Origin of the sequence: Tardiphaga sp. vice154, from assembly GCF_007018645.1 — a bacterium.
Lineage (GTDB): Bacteria > Pseudomonadota > Alphaproteobacteria > Rhizobiales > Xanthobacteraceae > Tardiphaga.
On sequence record NZ_CP041399.1, the window covers coordinates 5,424,295 to 5,441,195 of the forward strand.

14 protein-coding genes and 1 pseudogene are annotated in these 16,901 nt (G+C 58.2%); 7 read left to right on the forward strand and 8 right to left on the reverse strand.

Annotated elements, in window-relative coordinates:
* Positions 1-18 precede the first annotated feature (18 nt).
* Entirely contained in the window at positions 19-753 is a 735-nt protein-coding gene (locus FIU28_RS25435; RefSeq protein WP_210247745.1) for a ferritin-like domain-containing protein, read from the reverse strand.
* Positions 754-818: 65 nt separating this feature from the next.
* Positions 819-1,610, reverse strand: coding sequence for a ferritin-like domain-containing protein (locus tag FIU28_RS25440; RefSeq protein WP_143575838.1), 792 nt, complete (start codon positions 1,608-1,610; stop codon positions 819-821).
* A 619-nt stretch (positions 1,611-2,229) separates the two neighbouring features.
* Between FIU28_RS25440 and FIU28_RS26735 the strand changes: the two genes are divergently transcribed.
* Both FIU28_RS26735 and FIU28_RS25450 read left to right on the forward strand, forming a co-directional pair.
* Positions 2,230-2,463 carry a winged helix-turn-helix domain-containing protein gene (locus FIU28_RS26735; protein ID WP_210247746.1) on the forward strand — a complete coding sequence of 78 codons (234 nt, stop codon included), beginning with the start codon at positions 2,230-2,232 and terminating at the stop codon, positions 2,461-2,463.
* Positions 2,464-2,542: 79 nt separating this feature from the next.
* Positions 2,543-3,658: a sensor histidine kinase gene (locus FIU28_RS25450; RefSeq protein ID WP_246660811.1), complete on the forward strand. Its 1,116-nt coding sequence runs from the start codon at positions 2,543-2,545 to the stop codon at positions 3,656-3,658.
* Positions 3,659-3,979: 321 nt separating this feature from the next.
* On the opposite strand, the gene FIU28_RS25455 is transcribed toward FIU28_RS25450, so the two are convergent.
* From FIU28_RS25455 to FIU28_RS25470, 4 genes are all read right to left on the reverse strand, one after another.
* Positions 3,980-4,734 (reverse strand): IS5 family transposase gene (locus tag FIU28_RS25455; RefSeq protein ID WP_143575840.1). Its coding sequence is split into 2 segments (ribosomal slippage): positions 3,980-4,401 and positions 4,401-4,734, totalling 756 coding nucleotides; the frame shifts between segments, so codons are not numbered across the junction.
* A 257-nt stretch (positions 4,735-4,991) separates the two neighbouring features.
* Positions 4,992-5,369, reverse strand: a complete 378-nt coding sequence (locus tag FIU28_RS25460; protein WP_143575841.1) for a response regulator — start codon at positions 5,367-5,369, stop codon at positions 4,992-4,994.
* Positions 5,370-5,446: 77 nt separating this feature from the next.
* The gene (locus FIU28_RS25465) at positions 5,447-6,649 is read right to left on the reverse strand and encodes a sensor histidine kinase (RefSeq protein WP_143575842.1); all 1,203 of its coding nucleotides are present in this window, start codon (positions 6,647-6,649) and stop codon (positions 5,447-5,449) included.
* A gap of 959 nt (positions 6,650-7,608) precedes the next feature.
* Entirely contained in the window at positions 7,609-8,523 is a 915-nt protein-coding gene (locus FIU28_RS25470) for a LysR family transcriptional regulator (protein WP_143575843.1), read from the reverse strand.
* Positions 8,524-8,621: 98 nt separating this feature from the next.
* Between FIU28_RS25470 and FIU28_RS25475 the strand changes: the two genes are divergently transcribed.
* From FIU28_RS25475 to FIU28_RS25495, 5 genes and pseudogenes are all read left to right on the forward strand, one after another.
* A complete protein-coding gene (locus tag FIU28_RS25475) occupies positions 8,622-9,515 on the forward strand; it encodes an alpha/beta hydrolase (protein ID WP_143575844.1) in 894 nt (297 codons plus the stop codon).
* Between the two features lie 64 nt (positions 9,516-9,579).
* On the forward strand, positions 9,580-10,002 hold the full coding sequence (locus FIU28_RS25480) for a VOC family protein (RefSeq protein ID WP_143575845.1): 423 nt from the start codon (positions 9,580-9,582) through the stop codon (positions 10,000-10,002).
* A 44-nt stretch (positions 10,003-10,046) separates the two neighbouring features.
* Positions 10,047-11,294, forward strand: a complete 1,248-nt coding sequence (locus FIU28_RS25485) for an FAD-dependent monooxygenase (RefSeq protein ID WP_143575846.1) — start codon at positions 10,047-10,049, stop codon at positions 11,292-11,294.
* A gap of 116 nt (positions 11,295-11,410) precedes the next feature.
* Entirely contained in the window at positions 11,411-12,721 is a 1,311-nt protein-coding gene (locus FIU28_RS25490) for an MFS transporter (protein WP_168209973.1), read from the forward strand.
* A gap of 29 nt (positions 12,722-12,750) precedes the next feature.
* Positions 12,751-13,509, forward strand: a pseudogene (locus tag FIU28_RS25495) (SDR family NAD(P)-dependent oxidoreductase).
* 1,326 nt (positions 13,510-14,835) lie between these two features.
* On the opposite strand, the gene FIU28_RS25505 reads toward FIU28_RS25495, so the two are convergent.
* Both FIU28_RS25505 and FIU28_RS25510 read right to left on the reverse strand, forming a co-directional pair.
* The gene (locus FIU28_RS25505) at positions 14,836-15,687 is read right to left on the reverse strand and encodes a YdaU family protein (protein ID WP_143575850.1); all 852 of its coding nucleotides are present in this window, start codon (positions 15,685-15,687) and stop codon (positions 14,836-14,838) included.
* A 147-nt stretch (positions 15,688-15,834) separates the two neighbouring features.
* Positions 15,835-16,866, reverse strand: a complete 1,032-nt coding sequence (locus FIU28_RS25510; protein WP_143575851.1) for a hypothetical protein — start codon at positions 16,864-16,866, stop codon at positions 15,835-15,837.
* Positions 16,867-16,901: the final 35 nt, after the last annotated feature.

Below are 16,901 nucleotides of genomic sequence, written 5' to 3' on the forward strand. Positions count from 1 at the left end.
GCCAACGCGGGGGACGACTTACGCGGCCTTGATGAACAGCTTGGCGATCGCGAGGACCTTGCCCTTGCTCAGGGGCTCATCGAACGCACCGGACAGCGAATCAGCGGAAAGCCCGCCGAGATCCTTGATGTCTGCGCCGCCCTGCATGAAGTCGGCTTCGCCGTCGTAGACCGCCTGCGTGGCCTCGGGGAGGTCGCCGCGGGAGTTGCTAACGATCCAAGCCGGCTGTCCGCGGATGAGACGGACCTGCGCCGCATGTCGCGCTTCGACCGAGTGGATCTGCAGCGCGACCGTCAGGATTTCGTCTGAGCTCTTCAGGTTGGCGGCCTGGCCCTTGTAAGCCCGGACGCCGGTATCTTCGAGCGCCTGGGAGACTGCCAGGAACGTCTTGTAGTTGGAGAAGACGTCGCCGAACGCACCCTTTGCGGTGAAGTCAAAGGTCGGCTTCTTGACCGCGTGGCTTCCCAATGCGGCCTTCAGGACCTCGACGTGCGCGGCTTCGTGCTTGCCGATGGTTTCGAAGGTCGCACGCGTTTCGGACGGGATCAGCTTGTCGCTGGCGAGCGCGGTCCGATAGAATTCGTCCTCGAGGTATTCGAGCGTGAGGGCGAAGTTCAGGACCTCAGCGATCTTCCTGGGCAACTGCGCACCCTGTCCGAACGCAGCCGTCGATGCGGCGGCGATAACCAGAGGTGCCGTGGCCAGTACGCCGAGTTTCAGCGCGGCGTTTTTGAACGAGTCGGGCTGAGACACGCGAGCGGCGATTTCCGGATCGATGTCGGCGAGAATGGTGTTTTCGTTTGTCATGTTTCTGCTCCTCAGCCGATATCGTCGGCGGTGATGGGGGTCTTCACGAAAGGACCGGCGGTCGCGAGGACTTCGGCCGGCTTCTGCGCGCGGTCCAGGCCCTTCTCGTTGACGACATCGGCATCATCGAAGGCGTTGCCGCCGCCCGTGTTCGAGCCGACGGTGGTGCCCGAGCCGCTGGAGGCGCTGACGTTGCCCTTCATGCCTATCAGGTAGCGGATCGCGGTGGCGTGACGCGCCTCGACGGAAACGATCTTGCCGGCGAGGAGCAGATATTCGCCCTTCTCCAGCAACTGGCCGGCGCCGTTGTACGCGGCAACGCCAAGGTCCTCGAAGGTCCTGGCGGTGGTCAGCACGCTGTCGCGGCTGTTGAAGTCGATCTTAGTAAAGTCGACGTCCAGAGCCGGGATGGCGTTCTTCTTCAGTGCGGCCTTGAAGAAATCGCGATGAGCGATCTCATGGTCTCTGATCCCGGTCAGGATCGCCGTATCTGCCGACGACATGTTGGCGTAGGGCGTCTTGGTGACCTGGGTGTAGAACGCCGCCTCGAGCTGCTCGAGCGCGTAGGCATAGTTCAGGATGCCGACGTCGCCTTCGCCGAGATCGACGGCCTTCGCCATCGCGGCGCCGCCCGGGGTCTGTGCCAAGGCCTGCTCGATGCTGAAGCCCGGTAGCTTGCCGCTGAGCGCGACGGCGCCCAGGAGTGCCGTACCCGACCAGGCGAGAAAACGACGCCGGCCGAATCCTTCGGATGTCTTCTCGCCAGGCACGGTCGCCTGCGAGACGTTTCGAGTGTCCGTCATTTGTTGCTCCATGAGCGTAGGGGTGAATTTTGATCGAATTCAAGCGTCCGGCGGCAACGTGCTCGGCTTCGACGTCGAATGCTTTTGGTGAAGGAAGCTGAAGCGAAGAAAGTTCGCTTACTTTGCAAATCCGATCCAACGATAAAGTAACGGCTGTATCTAACGTTCCCGCTTATTCGGTCCGGAGGACAACATATACTTGAAACTAATCCGCAGGCGGCACCAAGGGCCTAGCACTGGATCTATAGGAACTGCAAAAATCGCTGCAGCACAGTCGCTTTTAGCGAACTATCAAATTCTTCGATGAAGTGGGCTGCTTTTAGCCGCATGTCGGCTTCCCGACTTTTTCCGGATTCAAAACGTGAAAGCCGATCAGAACGGCGCCTTCGATGTCTGACGAGTGAGCGGATTTGCGCCGAATAATCGTCATATATCGAGGAATTTACGATCTGACGGCATGGTCGATCGACCACCTTGCCGAGCCCACCATCCCACCGTTACCGGGGCACCGTACGGAACCGGACTGAATCTGGGGTGTTGTTACAGCATCGCCGTCCGCCCCAGGCTGTTAACGGTGACAGAGAGTTCGGTAGCGCTCCCGCCTTTTCAGGAGAGCTCCATGACCGTAATCGGCCCGTTTTTCGGCTCCCAGCCCAACCAACTTCAGAAGGACGGCACCATCTCGTTCTCGCGCGGCGTGATCAAAATCCTCGATCGATCCAGGTTGGAGGCGCTGTCCTGCGAGTGCTACCAGTCGCTGATCGACCAATCCGCTACGCTCGGCCGATATTCGGCTCCCACGGGCGCTCCCCCCCCAATGGCGGCTCGCGTGCGATCGTCGGCGGTCGCATGACACCAGTCCGCCCAGTCTGACCGGTAGACGGTCGTGATTTCCTACCCTCCTGCGACATATTTGAAAGCTGATCATGCGCATGTCGACCTTCATCCGGGAAAACTCCGCGCCCATCATCGCCGAATGGGAAGCATTTGCTGGGACATTGGCCCCGTCGCCGGAAGCGGCGAGCCCGCTTTCACTGCGCAACCACATCGAATACATCCTTCAATTCATCGCCGACGACATTGATAGCCTGCAGACGGATGCGGAGCAGGTGAGCAAATCGCAAGGCATGAACGCAAAGCATTCCACCGAAAGCGTAGCCGAAGTTCACGCCGCGCTTAGACAGGCGGGCGGATTCAACATGGATCAGATGGTCTCCGAGTATCGCGCACTGCGTGCGAGCGTCATAAAGCTGTGGGGGGCACAGGCAACGGAGACTACGCGGCAGGATATCGTAGATTTGACGCGGTTTAATGAGGCCATCGACCAGGAGTTGACGGAGTCCATCAGCTATTACTCCCTTAAGGTCGAGCGCTCCCGTAGTCTCTTCCTTGGGATCCTTGGCCACGATCTTCGCAATCCGATAGGTGCCATGACGATGTCGGCGGAGCTGATCGGGCGAATTGGGGCGCTCAGCGAACGTCAGAGAATGCTGATATCTCAAATTTCTTTGAGTTCAATCCGCGCAATCGAGATCCTTGACCAACTTCTGGACCTCACAAGAGCCCGCATAGGATCCGGCCTGCGGGTCATCCGGGCTCAGATGGATATGGCCTTTGTCGCGCGGCAACTCGTCGATGAGATGCGTGCCGCTCATCCGGAGCGCACATTCACGGTCGATGTGTCGGGCGACACCAACGGAAACTGGGACAGGCCGCGCATCGGGCAGGTCCTTTCGAACCTACTCGGCAACGCCGTGCAATACGGCTTCAAGGATCTTCCCATCAGCGTCAGCGTCAACGGCGAGACGACCGATGTCACCGTTTCGATTCACAACGACGGCGTTCCCATTTCCCCGGGCGCAGTTGCGAGAATCTTCGACGCGCTGGTTCGAAGCGGCGAAGGTGAAGACGCGCACTTACAGTCGAACAATTTGGGTTTGGGTTTATATATTACGAACGAGATCGTCATCGCTCATGGCGGAACGATCAAGGTAGCCTCATCAGAGAAGCACGGCACGACCTTCACGGCGCTCTTTCCCCGTGGATAATAGAATGGCGGCTTTGCGTCAGAAGCTGTCCGTGGTCGACGGCGTACCCGAAACGCGAGGTGGCTTTCTGTATTAATTCCTCTGAAGGCTCGGTTTCATATCCCGCCTGAGAAGTGGGCTTTTCTAATTAAAAAAACAACTTTTTGCGTGTGGACCGCCCTAACCGGTCCGATGCCCCTAACCCCGTGAGTTTTACCACCCCCCCTCATCCCCGAGCGGACACCAAGAGCCCCTAGCATTCCTAATGCAGCTCAAGTCGCCGGGCCGCACGCTAATTCATTATGACGGCTAATTCCGTCAACTAGGGTCAGGACTCATTGATCAGAGCCAAAAGATGACGGTGGCAGCGATGCAGATGGCGGACATGAATGTGTGAGCGCATCGGTCGTAACGGGTGTGGATACGTCGCCAGTCCTTGAGCCTGCCGAACATGTTCTCGATCTTGTGGCGCTGGCGATAGAGTACACGATCATGCTCGATCGGCGTTTTGCGATTTGATCTGGACGGAATGCAGGCTTTGATGCCGCGCTCGGCAAGAGCCTGTCGCAACCAGTCGGCATCGTACCCTTTGTCGCCGAGCAACTCCCTGGCCGGCGGCAGTGCATCGATTATCAAGGCCGCACCTTTGTAATCGCTCATCTGGCCCTCACTGAGCAGCATGATGACCGGCCGTCCCTGACCATCGCAGACGGCATGCAGCTTCGAGTTCAATCCGCCTTTCGTGCGGCCGATACGTCGGAGAACAGGCCCTTTTTTAAAAGGCTTGCGGCGGTGCGGTGCGCTTTCAGATGGGTCGCATCGATCATCAGGCGGGCTGGCTTGCCAGCCTTGCGCGCTAATTCCGCGAAGATTTTGTTGAAGACGCCGAGACGGCTCCAGCGCACAAACCGATTATAGATCGTCTTATGGGGGCCATACTCACGCGGTGCATCACGCCAGCGAAGTCCGTTTCTGATGACGAAGACGATCCCGCTGATCACCCGCCGGTCATCAACCCTCGCAATTCCATGCGACAATGGAAAATAAGGTTTGATACGGCGCATCTGCGCCGCGGTCAGCAGAAACAAATCAGTCATGGCGACGCCTCCCAGCATCACCAGTGAATCAACCAATCTGTCCGTCGGCAAGAAAATTAATGGGTCCTGAGCCTAGGCCGTGAACCAGAAATCTGCCAGCCTGACGCAACGCCCGAGTCCGCTATCCCCCGATAGCCGACGCATTGCTGCATAGCAACGAAACGACGCTATTTGCCAGAAACGGACTGGCATTCTTCTAGCTAGAAAGTACGGGTAGGCTTCATCCCACTATTTGTGGCGCCAATTCGATGCATCCGTCATCTCACGCTAGTAAGTTCACGAACAGCGCTGATAATTTGCGCGGCTTGGTAAGGCTTGGCAATAAACCGGGCGTCGGCCGGAAGGTCCCCGGCTCGTACTTTGAAATGCCCCGAAGTCGCGATGATCCTAATCGGTGGCCATCGGTCTCTGACCGTCGCCGCCAATTTTAAACCATCTATTGAACCCGGCATATCGATATCGGTAAATACCAGCCGAATATCGGAATTGCGTTCGAGCATCTGAATGGCCTCGTCCGCGTTGGCAGCCTCAAGAATGTCGAACCCGGCCGCGTCGAGCATCTCGACCACGTCCATACGAATGACTATTTCATCTTCGACAACAAGAATGCGGATCGGTGAAGCGCTAGAAAGCATATAAAGTTAACTCATAAAATTAGCGCTGTTTTCCGGCGCCCGGTATGTCGACTTCAACTTGCGCATCAAGCGTTCGTTTAGGGCGGATCGAGGGGAAATTTGATTGTGAATAACGCTCCCCTTGGAATGTTTTTAGAGATTCTCAACTCGCCCATCAACTGCTTGACCAAGCCGTTGATGACACGAAAGCCAAGACTGTTGCGCGGCTGGTTGACGTCAAATCCTTCGGGTAGCCCTGCGCCCTCGTCGGAAATCTCAACAAGCAGATGGCCGTCGATTTCCCGGGCCTCGACCCGGATCACACCTGGTAAATCGACATAGGCGTACTTGACAGCGTTCGTGACCAACTCGTTGACGAGCAACCCCAACGGAATCGCCTTGTCGGCGGATATGATAATAGGTTCAGAGTGACACTGAACCGTATGTTCCGGTGCGGAACTCTGAAGATTTTGGCAAAGATGACCGACAAAGTCTGATAGATCGACAAATCCAACCTTGCTGCCCCGCCACAGATGATCATGAACTTCTGCGATGGACGCGACACGCATGGCTGCATTTTCCAAAGCGTTCTTCACGTCAACGGACTCGGAAACGCGTGCCTGGACACGCAGAAGGCCCACGACGGAGGAGAGGCTGTTTTTGACGCGATGACTCATCTCACGCGTCAGTAGCCCCTCATGATCGAGGGCTTGCTGAAGCTTGGCGTCTGCGTGTTGACGTTCAATCGCAATGCCGAGAAGGCCGGCAAAACCTGCCAAAAAATCCGCATCGGCGTCATCGAACTGTCCGGGATCGGGACTGTCCGCTTCGAGGACACCGAAGGGAGTATCGCCTTCGCCACCCCGCCTGATAAGCACATTGATCGCGCGTTTGATGCCATGCTCGGCCAAAAGTTTTGGCGTTCGAAAACGCGTCTCTTGATGCAGATGATTTGAAATGACTGACTGCCCAGTTTGAAAAGCAAAGCCGGCGGGAGATTCGATATCCGCGCCTAGCGATACATGGTCGACCGTGCCCGCGGGCCAGCCAATGCCCGCGCGCACGATCAGACGCTTTTCATCGGGGAGATACTCCAGAACTTTGGCATATGAGCATCCCAGACCGCGGGCACTCAGTTCGGAGGCCTGCTGAAGAATGTGCCGGAAATCACGCGTCTGTAACGCCGCCGTTCCAAATTCGCGAAGGAGAGCCTGTTGGCGGCGACGATACGGAAGCTCGTCCTGACGATTTAGGGAGGCGTCGGAGGCGGTAGGAGAGACCAGCCTCGGTTCGGAAGACATAATGCTTCCAATTCTGGATAGCGTCATTGCACCGGAGTTGACCATACACGATCGCTTAGAGGAGCTTACCGTACCAACTGCCTGAATGACTCATCCGACAACGCTGTCAACGTCTCTTCGTTCCGCCGCGAAGGGGTTAACGTTCGCGCCACGGTGCACTCCAGGTTGATGTCCAACTAGGGTCAAATGGCGACCGTAGTCTGCCGGCGCGGCATGTCCGTATCCGCACAGATCATCCGCGTCGGATAGCTAAATGACTACAGCTAGGGGATGGCGTTCGGCTTAGCTAAATCTAGCCCTACCTGTCAGGTAGGGCTAATTGCTGTCGCTTGCCATGGCACACAGATGGCTTTCTGTATTGAGCTTCTGTTTCTTTCCGTGCGAAGCACCCTAACCGGTCCGGCCGGCCTGATCGCACAGACTTTTAGGCCCCCCTCCCCCTTGCGCCACCGACCGCAAGCCTGAGTGAGCGAGAGATCGAGCCCCATCTCAGGATGGTCGCAATTTCGCAAGCTTGACGGATCGCGCGTCAGCGATCAGCACTACGGCTTGCACACGTCTGCAATGGTAGGTGGGCTTTCTCGATTGAGCTCTGGTTCTCTCTGGATGAACCACCCTAACCGGTCCCATGCCTTTAGCCCTTGAGTTTTCGCCCCCCCACCCGCGTCTTTAGCTGGAGCGAGAACGTAGATCGTCGGGCCTACGAATGCGCTCAACCAGCATAACAGTGCCCTTCTTCATCATCACGACTATTCCGACATCGCTCTCACGTAGTCTCTTGGCCACCGCATCAAGCACCGATGGGTTTCTGTATTGAGCTTTGCTTCTTCTGTATGAATCACCCTAACCGGCGGATACTTTCCCCCTAAGTTGATAACCTCTCCACAGCACGATACAGACATCAATGGTCCCCTTTGCAGCAAGAGCGGTCTACCGCACGGGGCGATCGACGCCCTTCATTACGCTACGACAGACTCATATAGCGCCTGCTTCTGCAATTCGCGCAACAGCAATCGCGCCGCCGGCATCAGGTTGCTCCGAGTGCGGCGTACGACCGCGAGCTCGCGCAACCAGGATGTCCCAGGCACGGGCAGGATCAGTCCATGCTGCTCCTCCAGCGCGAAAACCACCCGCGTCATCATCGTCAAATGATGATGATGGCCGACGATTGATTTCAGCGCGTGAACCGAATTGCTTGAGATGGCCGGCACGGGCGGTTCCAGTCCGGCCGATCGGAACAGCTCCAAAAATCCATACCAGATGGCGTTACCGTTCTCGGGCAACGCCCAAACATAATTGCGCAGCTGTTTTGGAGTGACCTTTTTGGCTTTGCTGAACACCGGATGCTGCGCGCCCGCAGCGACGCAGACTTCTTCCCGCGCGATCGGCGTCGCCACCAAGTCGGGCGTCGTCTCCATGCTTAGGCGGCCGACCACGGCAAAGTCCACCTCACCGCGCGCCACTGCCTCGATCATGCGGTCTCCCGATCCCTCGACCAGCCGGATCTGAATTTTTGGCGACGCCTTGTAGACGTGCGGCAAGGCGGATTGAAACAAGCCGCCGATCACGCTGGGCACGAGTCCGACACGCACCGAGCCGGAGCCCGCGCCGCCCAGCAACTTCAGTTCTTCAACGACCCGGTTGGACTCGAACTCAACCAATTCAGCGTGCCGCCGCAATGCGCCGCCAAAAGCAGTCAGTGTCATTCCGGATGCGTGACGGGTGAATAAATGGGCACCGAGTTGGTTCTCAAGACGTTTCAACGACCGGCTGAGGGCCGGCTGCGTCATTCCCATCGCCTTAGAGGCGGCATTGATGCTTCCGGATCGCGCAATCGCCAAAAAAACGCTCAACTCTCGGTGATTTATGGACATTACCAGATGTTATAGCTGAAGCCTGCTTTTGCAATGGCTTTCTGCCGAGGCGCTGTCGATACTTGCGCAGGTTTTCCACTCGACAGGCGACAAAATCGATGAGCGAACGCGGCCCTCTAATCTATGCAGGCTACACGCAGGCGGAGCTCGACGCCGCCTATACCCAGCGTGAATGGGCCGACAATATGGAAGTCCTGCTGAAGCAGTGGGCCGCCGCAGCGCCGGATGTCCGCGCCCGTACGCACGGTTACCGAGAGGTTCGTTACGGCGCCGGGCCGGTCGAAGTACTCGATGTCTATCCCGCTGGTGAAGGGGCGCGCTTTGCGCATTTTCATATCCATGGCGGGGCATGGCGCGGTCAATCGAAGAGCGATGGTGCATTCCTGGCACCGTTGATGAACGAGCTGCGAACCAATTTCATTGTGCCGGACTTCGGCAAGCTACCCGCGACCCGAATGCCAGACGTCTTGCAGCAGCTGGTCGCCGCGCTGGCATGGACCTACCGCGACCAGATCGAACGCGGCGTAGTGGAGAAGCTATTGATATCCGGCCATTCGTCGGGCGCCCATATGGTGGCTTTGCTCGCGCAGCAGGATTGGGGCGCGCTCGGAATCGACCCGGCGGCGATCCTTGGCGCAGTTTGCATCAGCGGGGCGTACGATCTCGAACCTGTCATTTTGAGCGCGCGGGGGTCCTACATCGACCTGTCGGCGGACGAAGCATGGGCACTCAGCCCCATTCACCATGTCGAGAACTGCCGCGTCCCGCTCCACGTTTTGTATGGCGCGAACGAGTCGCCCGAATTTATCCGCCAGGCCTGCGCGTTTTCTGCCGCGCTTCATGGCGCCGGAAAGCTTGCCGCTTGCCGCGAGATCGCTCACAAGAACCACTTCGAAATCCTGCAGGCGCTTGCGACGGCGGAAGATCCCTCGGTGCAGTTCCTTCGCGCGATTATCGGCGAGCCCGACATCCCGCGCGCAAGCGCATACTAACCCTCTTACCAAATTCACGGCCTACCGAGCGAAAGATCGTCATCTCAAGATCAGGAGAATTGAAATGCAACCGCGACTTCGCCACATCGCCCTGCGCGTTAAAAGTCTGGAAAAGTCGGCGCTGTTCTACGAACAGGTGTTCGGATTCAAGCGCGTCGGACAGCAAGAACTGCCGATTGGAGCGGCAGTATATCTTAGCGATGGCGTGATCAATTTAGCGCTGCTGAACTATTTTGGCGCGCGCGGGGCGGCCAGCGCCGACGCCGCCCGCAGCGTGGGCACGGACCATTTCGGGATTCAAGTCGACGACATGGCGGCCACGCGCAAGCTGATCGAATCAGCCGGCGGCGAATTTTACTTCGATCTCGGCGATGAGAAGACCGGCAATTTCGAACGCAAGTTCAAAGATCCCGACGGCATCGTGTTCGACATCTCGCACCATGGATGGGTCGGAACCGACGGTACTACGAAGCCCGACGCGGAATAAGCGCAATCCTAACCCGCAGGTCCCGAGAATTCGAAAGGCAAACCATGAAAGCGATCATCATCGGCGCCGGCATTGGTGGACTCACCACGGCTCTATTCCTGCACAAGCATGGCATCGAATGCGATATCTACGAAGCCGCGCCGGCGATCCAGGCGCTCGGCGTCGGCATTAATCTGATGCCGAACGCGATGGCAACGTTCGACGAGATCGGCATGTTACCGGCGATTGAAACCGCAGGCGTGGCGCCGGACGAACTTTTCTATCGGACGGCGAGCGGCTTGACCGCGTGGAAAGAGGCGCGCGGCCGGAAGGCCGGTCTGGCCTATCCGCAGGTCTCGATCCACCGCGGCCGCCTGCAGCAGCTCTTGTATAATGCTGTGGTGGACCGCCTGTCGGCAGAATGCGTGCATACCGGTCTTCGGTTCGAATCACACCTCGAAATCGCTGGCGGCGTTTCGGCCACCTTCGTCTCGGCGACCGGCGACCGCGAGACGGCCAGCGGCGATGTGCTGATTGGTGCCGACGGCATCAATTCAACACTGCGCGCGGCGCTGTACCCGGATGAGGGACGGCCGCGCTGGAGCGGTCGCCTGATGTGGCGCGGTACCGCTGACTGGCCGTCGTTTGGCGAAGGCAAGCATTTTGTGGTGGCCGGCACCATCGATGCGCGCTTGGTGCTGTTTCCGATTGCCAAGGGCGAGACCCCCGGCACCATGCTGACCAACTGGGTGCTGGTACACCGCGCCGCCGCTGACGGTGCCGGTTTTGTCGCCCAGCAAGGCTGGGATGGTCGCGCCAATCGTGAGCGCTGCCTCGCCATGCTAGAGCCAATTGATCTCCCGGACCTCGACATCTACGCGTTGGCGTCCGCCACAAAAGATATCTGGGAATACGCCATGTCAGACCGGGCGCCGCTGCCGCGCTGGAGCTTCGGGCGTGTCACCCTCATGGGCGATGCTGCGCATCCGATGTACCCATTCGGCGGCAACGGCGCGGCCCAGGCGATCCTAGATGCCAAGTCGTTGGGAGCCGAATTGTCGAATGCCCACGGCGATCCGGCTGCCAGCCTGCAGGCCTACGAGCGCGAGCGGCGCGAAAAGGCCTATGCGGTGGTGATGATCAACCGCGAGGGTGGGCCGGAACGCGTCATCGACTTCGTGCTGTCGCGGCTCAATTCGCCCAACGATGCGGTCGAAGACGTGGCACCGTTCGAGGAACGCAAGGCGATCGTTCAGGGCTACTCGCAGATCGCCGGCTATTCACCCGAACACCTGCAGATGAGGGCTTCCTGAGAGGGCGCAGCGATCGAGCCTGCTAGGATTACAGCATCTGACCCGCTACGCGAGACGAACGATGCCGCTTCATGCACACGCTCAATTGGATTGGATCATTAGCAATGGACAGGGTTATGCCGAATATTTCTGAATCCAAGATTCTTCGGAAAGTGAATGTACGGCTGCTGCCGATTACCATGCTGCTGTTCTTTGTCAGTCTGTTGGATCGCACCAACGTCAGCTTCGCGGCGCTGGAGATGAACAAGGATCTCGGCCTTTCGCTGGCACAGTACGGCGTGGCCGCCAGCATTTTCTTCGTGGGCTACCTACTGTTCGAGATCCCGAGCAATTTCATTCTGGCGCGGGTCGGCGCGCGCATTTGGCTGGCCCGCATCATGATTAGTTGGGGCGCGGTAGTAGTCGCCATGGCTTTCGTCCAGGGCGCCACGTCATTGTATTCCCTGCGTTTTCTACTCGGGGTCGCCGAGGCCGGCCTATTGCCGGGACTTCTGTTCTACCTGGCGCTCTGGCTGCCACGACAGCAGCGTGGCGTGGCCTATGCAACACTGCTGTCGACCACGGCACTGGCCTATGCCGTCGGAGGACCTTTCACGACCTGGCTGATGGCATTCCAGCTCTCCAGCCTGCACGGCTGGCAGACCATGTTCATTGTGCAGGGCGTCATTACGATTGCCATTGGCCTGATGGTACCGTTTTTGCTTCCCAACTACATCAAAGATGCTGTGTGGCTGTCGGACGGCGAGAAACATTGGTTGCAGCAGCGCTTGGATGACGAAGAGGCCCAGAAGCGCCTGCTTGGCGCCACCACGACGCGCCAAGGATTTCTCGACTCGCGCGTGCTGCTTACCACGCTGACCTGCTTCTTCCTGGTATGTGCCAATTTCGGCACCGTGCTGTTTCTCCCTCAGATCCTCAAGCCGGCATTTCCTGCACTGAGCAATATTCAGATCAGCCTGCTGATCTCGCTTGCCTTCATCATCGGCGGGATTGCCGGGATTTTCTGCGGACGCAGCTCGGACAAGACGGGCGACCGCCGCTGGCACATTGCGCTGAGCTGCTTACTGGCCGCCGCGGGCTACGGCTTCGCCGCAATCGCTCCGACGCCGATCCAACAGTTCGTTGGAATTTGCGTCGGCGTGCTAGGCATCTGGTCGGTTTTCGGCGTGTTCTGGGCGCATGCCGGCGACTTGCTCGGCGGCTCCGCCGCGGCCGGCGGCCTCGCCTTCATCAACAGCATCGGCTCGATCGGCGGCGTGGTGGCGCCGAACCTGCTGGCCTACGGTCGGGAACAGACCGGTTCCTTTAGCGGCAGCCTATGGACGCTGGCCGCATTCGCACTGATCACCAGCCTGCTTGCAGCTGCCTTCCTACGCAATGTCATGCCCGTCCTGCGGCAGGCGGCGCCCGAGGAGGCGCTGACTTGATGCCGCCGGAAAGCTCCCTTGCCGGAAAAATGCAGGGGCTGGCAGGGCGTGTCGCGGTGATCACCGAGGCGAGCCGCAATATCGGCCGGTCGCTCGCACTTGGATTTGCAGAGCACGGTGCGAAAGTTGTTGTGGCCGACCTCGATCTGGATCAGGCTACCGCAGTTGCGGACCAGATCGAGGCGGCCGGCGGCGAGGCCCTGCCGCTCTGCGTCGACATCAGCGACCGGGATCGAGTGTTCGGCATGGCCGATGCGATCCGCTCACAATTCGGTCGCATCGACATCCTGGTCAACAACGCTTCTCGCTTGAATGACCTGCAGCGCGTCCCATTTCAGCAGATCGATCCCGCCGAGTGGCGATCAACGCTGGATGTTAACGTCACCGGGACGTTCCACTGCATCAGGGCTATCGAGCCGGACATGAGGGCGCAGAATTGGGGCCGCATCGTCAACGTGTCCTCGGGCACCGTTCGCATGGGCCGTCCGCACTTCTTGCACTATGTGACGTCGAAATCGGCGCTGATTGGCATGATCTGGTCGCTGGCCCGAGAGCTCGGTCCGCACGGCATCACCGTCAATACCTTGTTGGCCGGCGTAGTGTTCACCGCCGATCAGCGGAACCGGCTTCCGGAGAACTACAAAACCATGATCGTTTAAAACCAGTGTATTCCAGAGATTTTGTCACCGCAGGCGATGGTCGGGCTGACGCTGTTCCTGTGCTCGGATCACGCGCGCTATGCCACCGGGCAAGAACTGGCGGTGGATGCCGGCCTCACGCACGGTTGAACCGAAGGAAGGTTGCCATGTTGTGTACGAGACGTCGGCTACGACGGATTTGCCAGTGGCGCCGAAAACAAGGTGGTCTTCTTGTATTGAATCAGCAATTTTTGGAAGGGAGCTTCCTCGATACATTTTTGGCGTGAGACGGCTCCTAATTTTAAAATCAACTTTTTGCGTGTGAACCACCCTACCCGGTCCACAGCCCCTCCCGCACCAAGTTTGATGCCTCCGCCGACAGCCCACCACACCTGCAATCAAATCGCCACCTCGCGGCAACCGCTGTCGTTCGCACATCAGATGTTATGAAAGAAGTCGGCCACCGACCTTGATAAGCAACCGCTCCCAAGCCGATTTCTTGGCAGTAAGCGTGCAATCGCGCAGCATTAAAGGCGATGGACGGCAAGAAGTGGCGTTCTCTATTAATTCCGCAGAATACGAGTAGCCTGGGCCGCGGTTGGGGCCAAATATAGGTGGGCTTTTCAGATTAAAAAACCAACTATTTGCGTGCGGACCACCCTAACCGGTCCGATGCCCCTAGGCCGCAGAGTTTTGATACCCCCCCCCGAGAGCAAGCTCTGCCAGGACGGGGACTATTCCTCCCTGCGTGAGCAGCCTAATCAGTCCGACGCCGTTATTGCCACCTTGATCACCGGTGTGCGCGCTGATGGGCTTTCTGGATTGAGGTCAGACTCTTTCTGGATGAAACACCCTAACCGGTCCGGTGCCCAAGGTCGTACTTGATTCCCTCTCGCTCGGAGCCCGATGAGACGCCTAAGTATGTCATCGGGCTCACAAACATGGCAGCCCTCTTAGATCCGAGACAGCCGAGCAATGATCCAATTCGCAAGGCGATTTAGCGTGAGCATCTTGGTCACGGTGGATCGAGTTGCTCCGTCCCAGGCTGGCTTCACGACGGAGCTCCCTGTTTTGCTCGGAGTTCGCTTCACGAATCCGAGGCGGTGCACCGCATAGTGGTCGCTAAGCGTCACAGGCGTGAAGGCAGGGCTTGCTGAGAGCAGCTCAGGCGGTTCCTCGTCTAGTCCAAAGCCCTTGCCGTACTTTTCGATTAGATCGGCACGCGTAGATCTGACCTCCTTTGGCCCTGCGATTGCGACCTTACGCGCTTCAATGGTCGAATTACCCCAATTGCGGTGCTTTTCGAGCTTCGCTAGCCAAGAGGACCTTTCGTCGCAAGCCGCTTTGACCTCGAACACGCTGGGCATGAACGTGTTCGTTGAGGGAAGTCCCGTGAACGGGTGGCAGACGTACATCACGACCTCACGAGGGTACTCCGACAACACCGCCGCAATAGCAGATCCATACACAACAGGGTCATTCGCATCGCCCTGTCGGAAGCATCCGAGAAGCTTCTGAGCAGCCAGCAGCGCCTCCACCGCGGTCAGTTTGTTCGAAGGCTCTTGCGAGGGCGATTTGTCCGTCGAGGGCATCGTAGATCCGTCCTTGTTTGTGAGGTCGTCGTTGTCCGGCATTTGCTTGCTCCGGTGGGGGTGTGGTTGTGACAGGCAGAGGCCGCCGCTGACGGGCGTATGCCGTCGCGAAAGCCTTTTCGAAGTACGCGATTGGCTTAAGGTCAGTAGAGCGCTGAACGACGAGCTTGGTCTCTTCGACAATCATCGCATTTGAATAGCCGGCGGCTATCCACATGGCGGCCCGACCGTTGAGGCCGTACCAGCCGGGAGAAAGTTTCGATTGGTCGGCAAGGCCAGCGGCTTTCAGGAACGCAAGTGCGAGCGATGTCGCTTCGCTTGCCGGTTCAATTTCTGCAGCTGACGCGCCTCGCGTTCCCTCTTCATCGTTTATAATCTGATTGTAGATTGTGGTTGTGTGTTGCGGATCAGATGCAAGATTGCTGCGAGACAGATGCGACTTTCGTGCGTTTGCAGAATTCGCCTTAGATCTTTCAGCAACTTGGACCAATTCGCCCTCTAGCCGCTCGTGACGCCAGTCTTCCAAAAAGAAAGACTTTAGAACGGGCAGCGATTTGGACCATTGGTGGTTGGTCATCCGGGTGACGCGACGTGCAACCTCGTCGCTGATGGGCGGCGCCCCCTTCGACCAGTAATGCATGATCAGCAGAAGGTAGGCGCCGTGCTCCGCAGTGGTGAGATGCGCTGTGCCGGCCAGGTAATCTGCGATGTAAAGCGGCATCCAATGCCGCTTCATGGTCCGTTCCTGGATCCAGCTCGCATCGTACAGGTATTGAAAATCTTCATGATCTCTCCTCGCCGCGTGCTGCGGGCAAAGAAGCAAGATCAATTCTGTTGGATAATGTCTTGGGAGTTTAACGCAGCGAAACTCCGAAATATGCCGCTAGCGGGGATTATCTTTGAGAAAGGCGGTCGACAGCCGCCTTGCTTTGCTGGCGTGGGTGCCGCCGCCCTCGGCCTGCTCGGCGAACCTGCTGGCAATCGCCGCAATCGAGCCTCCCTCCTTCTCGTGCGCCTCCTTCATCTTAATGAGAAGCTTGTCGTCGGACATTTGATAAGCGCGCCCCTTGGGCCGACCGACCTTGACCTCCCTCGGCTCTTTCGATTCTTCCGCAGCGCCCGGAACGCTCAATTGCTCCGCTGTCGGCTGATGCGAGGCCTTCTCCCAGCCACGAACAAGGGCATCAAGGCGATCCTGCAACCCCGGCCGCTTACTTAGATCGATATAGCCCTGAGCCATGACCGTATATCTCGACCAGCGTTCAAGAGCATCTCCGCGGAAGTTGGGCGCCGAGGGCATCGGATCCGAGCCCATTAACCCGTATTCTTCGCCATACAACATCGATGTCATAGTATTCATCGATCCCTCCGCGCTCTCGGCAGCTTCCATCTGCGTTACCCGTTCGCTTGCTCCTGCGCAGGGTGGCGGCGCTCCGTGTTTTGGCGATTTGGCGCGCCAGGTGAAACGAGCGGGCTCGGCCAGTGATCTTGGACGAGCTACGTCATTCGATTTGCAAAATTCGACGACACTCGCACCGCTGACCAACGCCCCCTCGGCAACCCGTGTATTCCATCGGCCATTCGAATGTGGGCTCGAATCAGCGACTGCCATGCAGGACGCGTAAATATCGATTCGTGAGATCACAGTACCATTTTGATGGATGAAGGCGTCGGATGCGAAGCCATCCATGATGGCCCACTCGCCTATCCGGCGGACAACAAGGAGAGCCGGTTCGCCGCTGGATCCGGCCCACTCGTTAACAATTGCCCACAACGGCAGATACTTAGGTGCATTCGCCGCCATTAGATTCGCTGTCCAGTTTAACTGCTGGCCGTTTTCCTCCCTTAAAATCACTATTACAACCGATACGGCCATCAAACTTGTTGAGTAGCTCTCGGCGGAGGGCTTCAGCATGACGACAATATCTCCGCACAACGATCTGGCCGAAA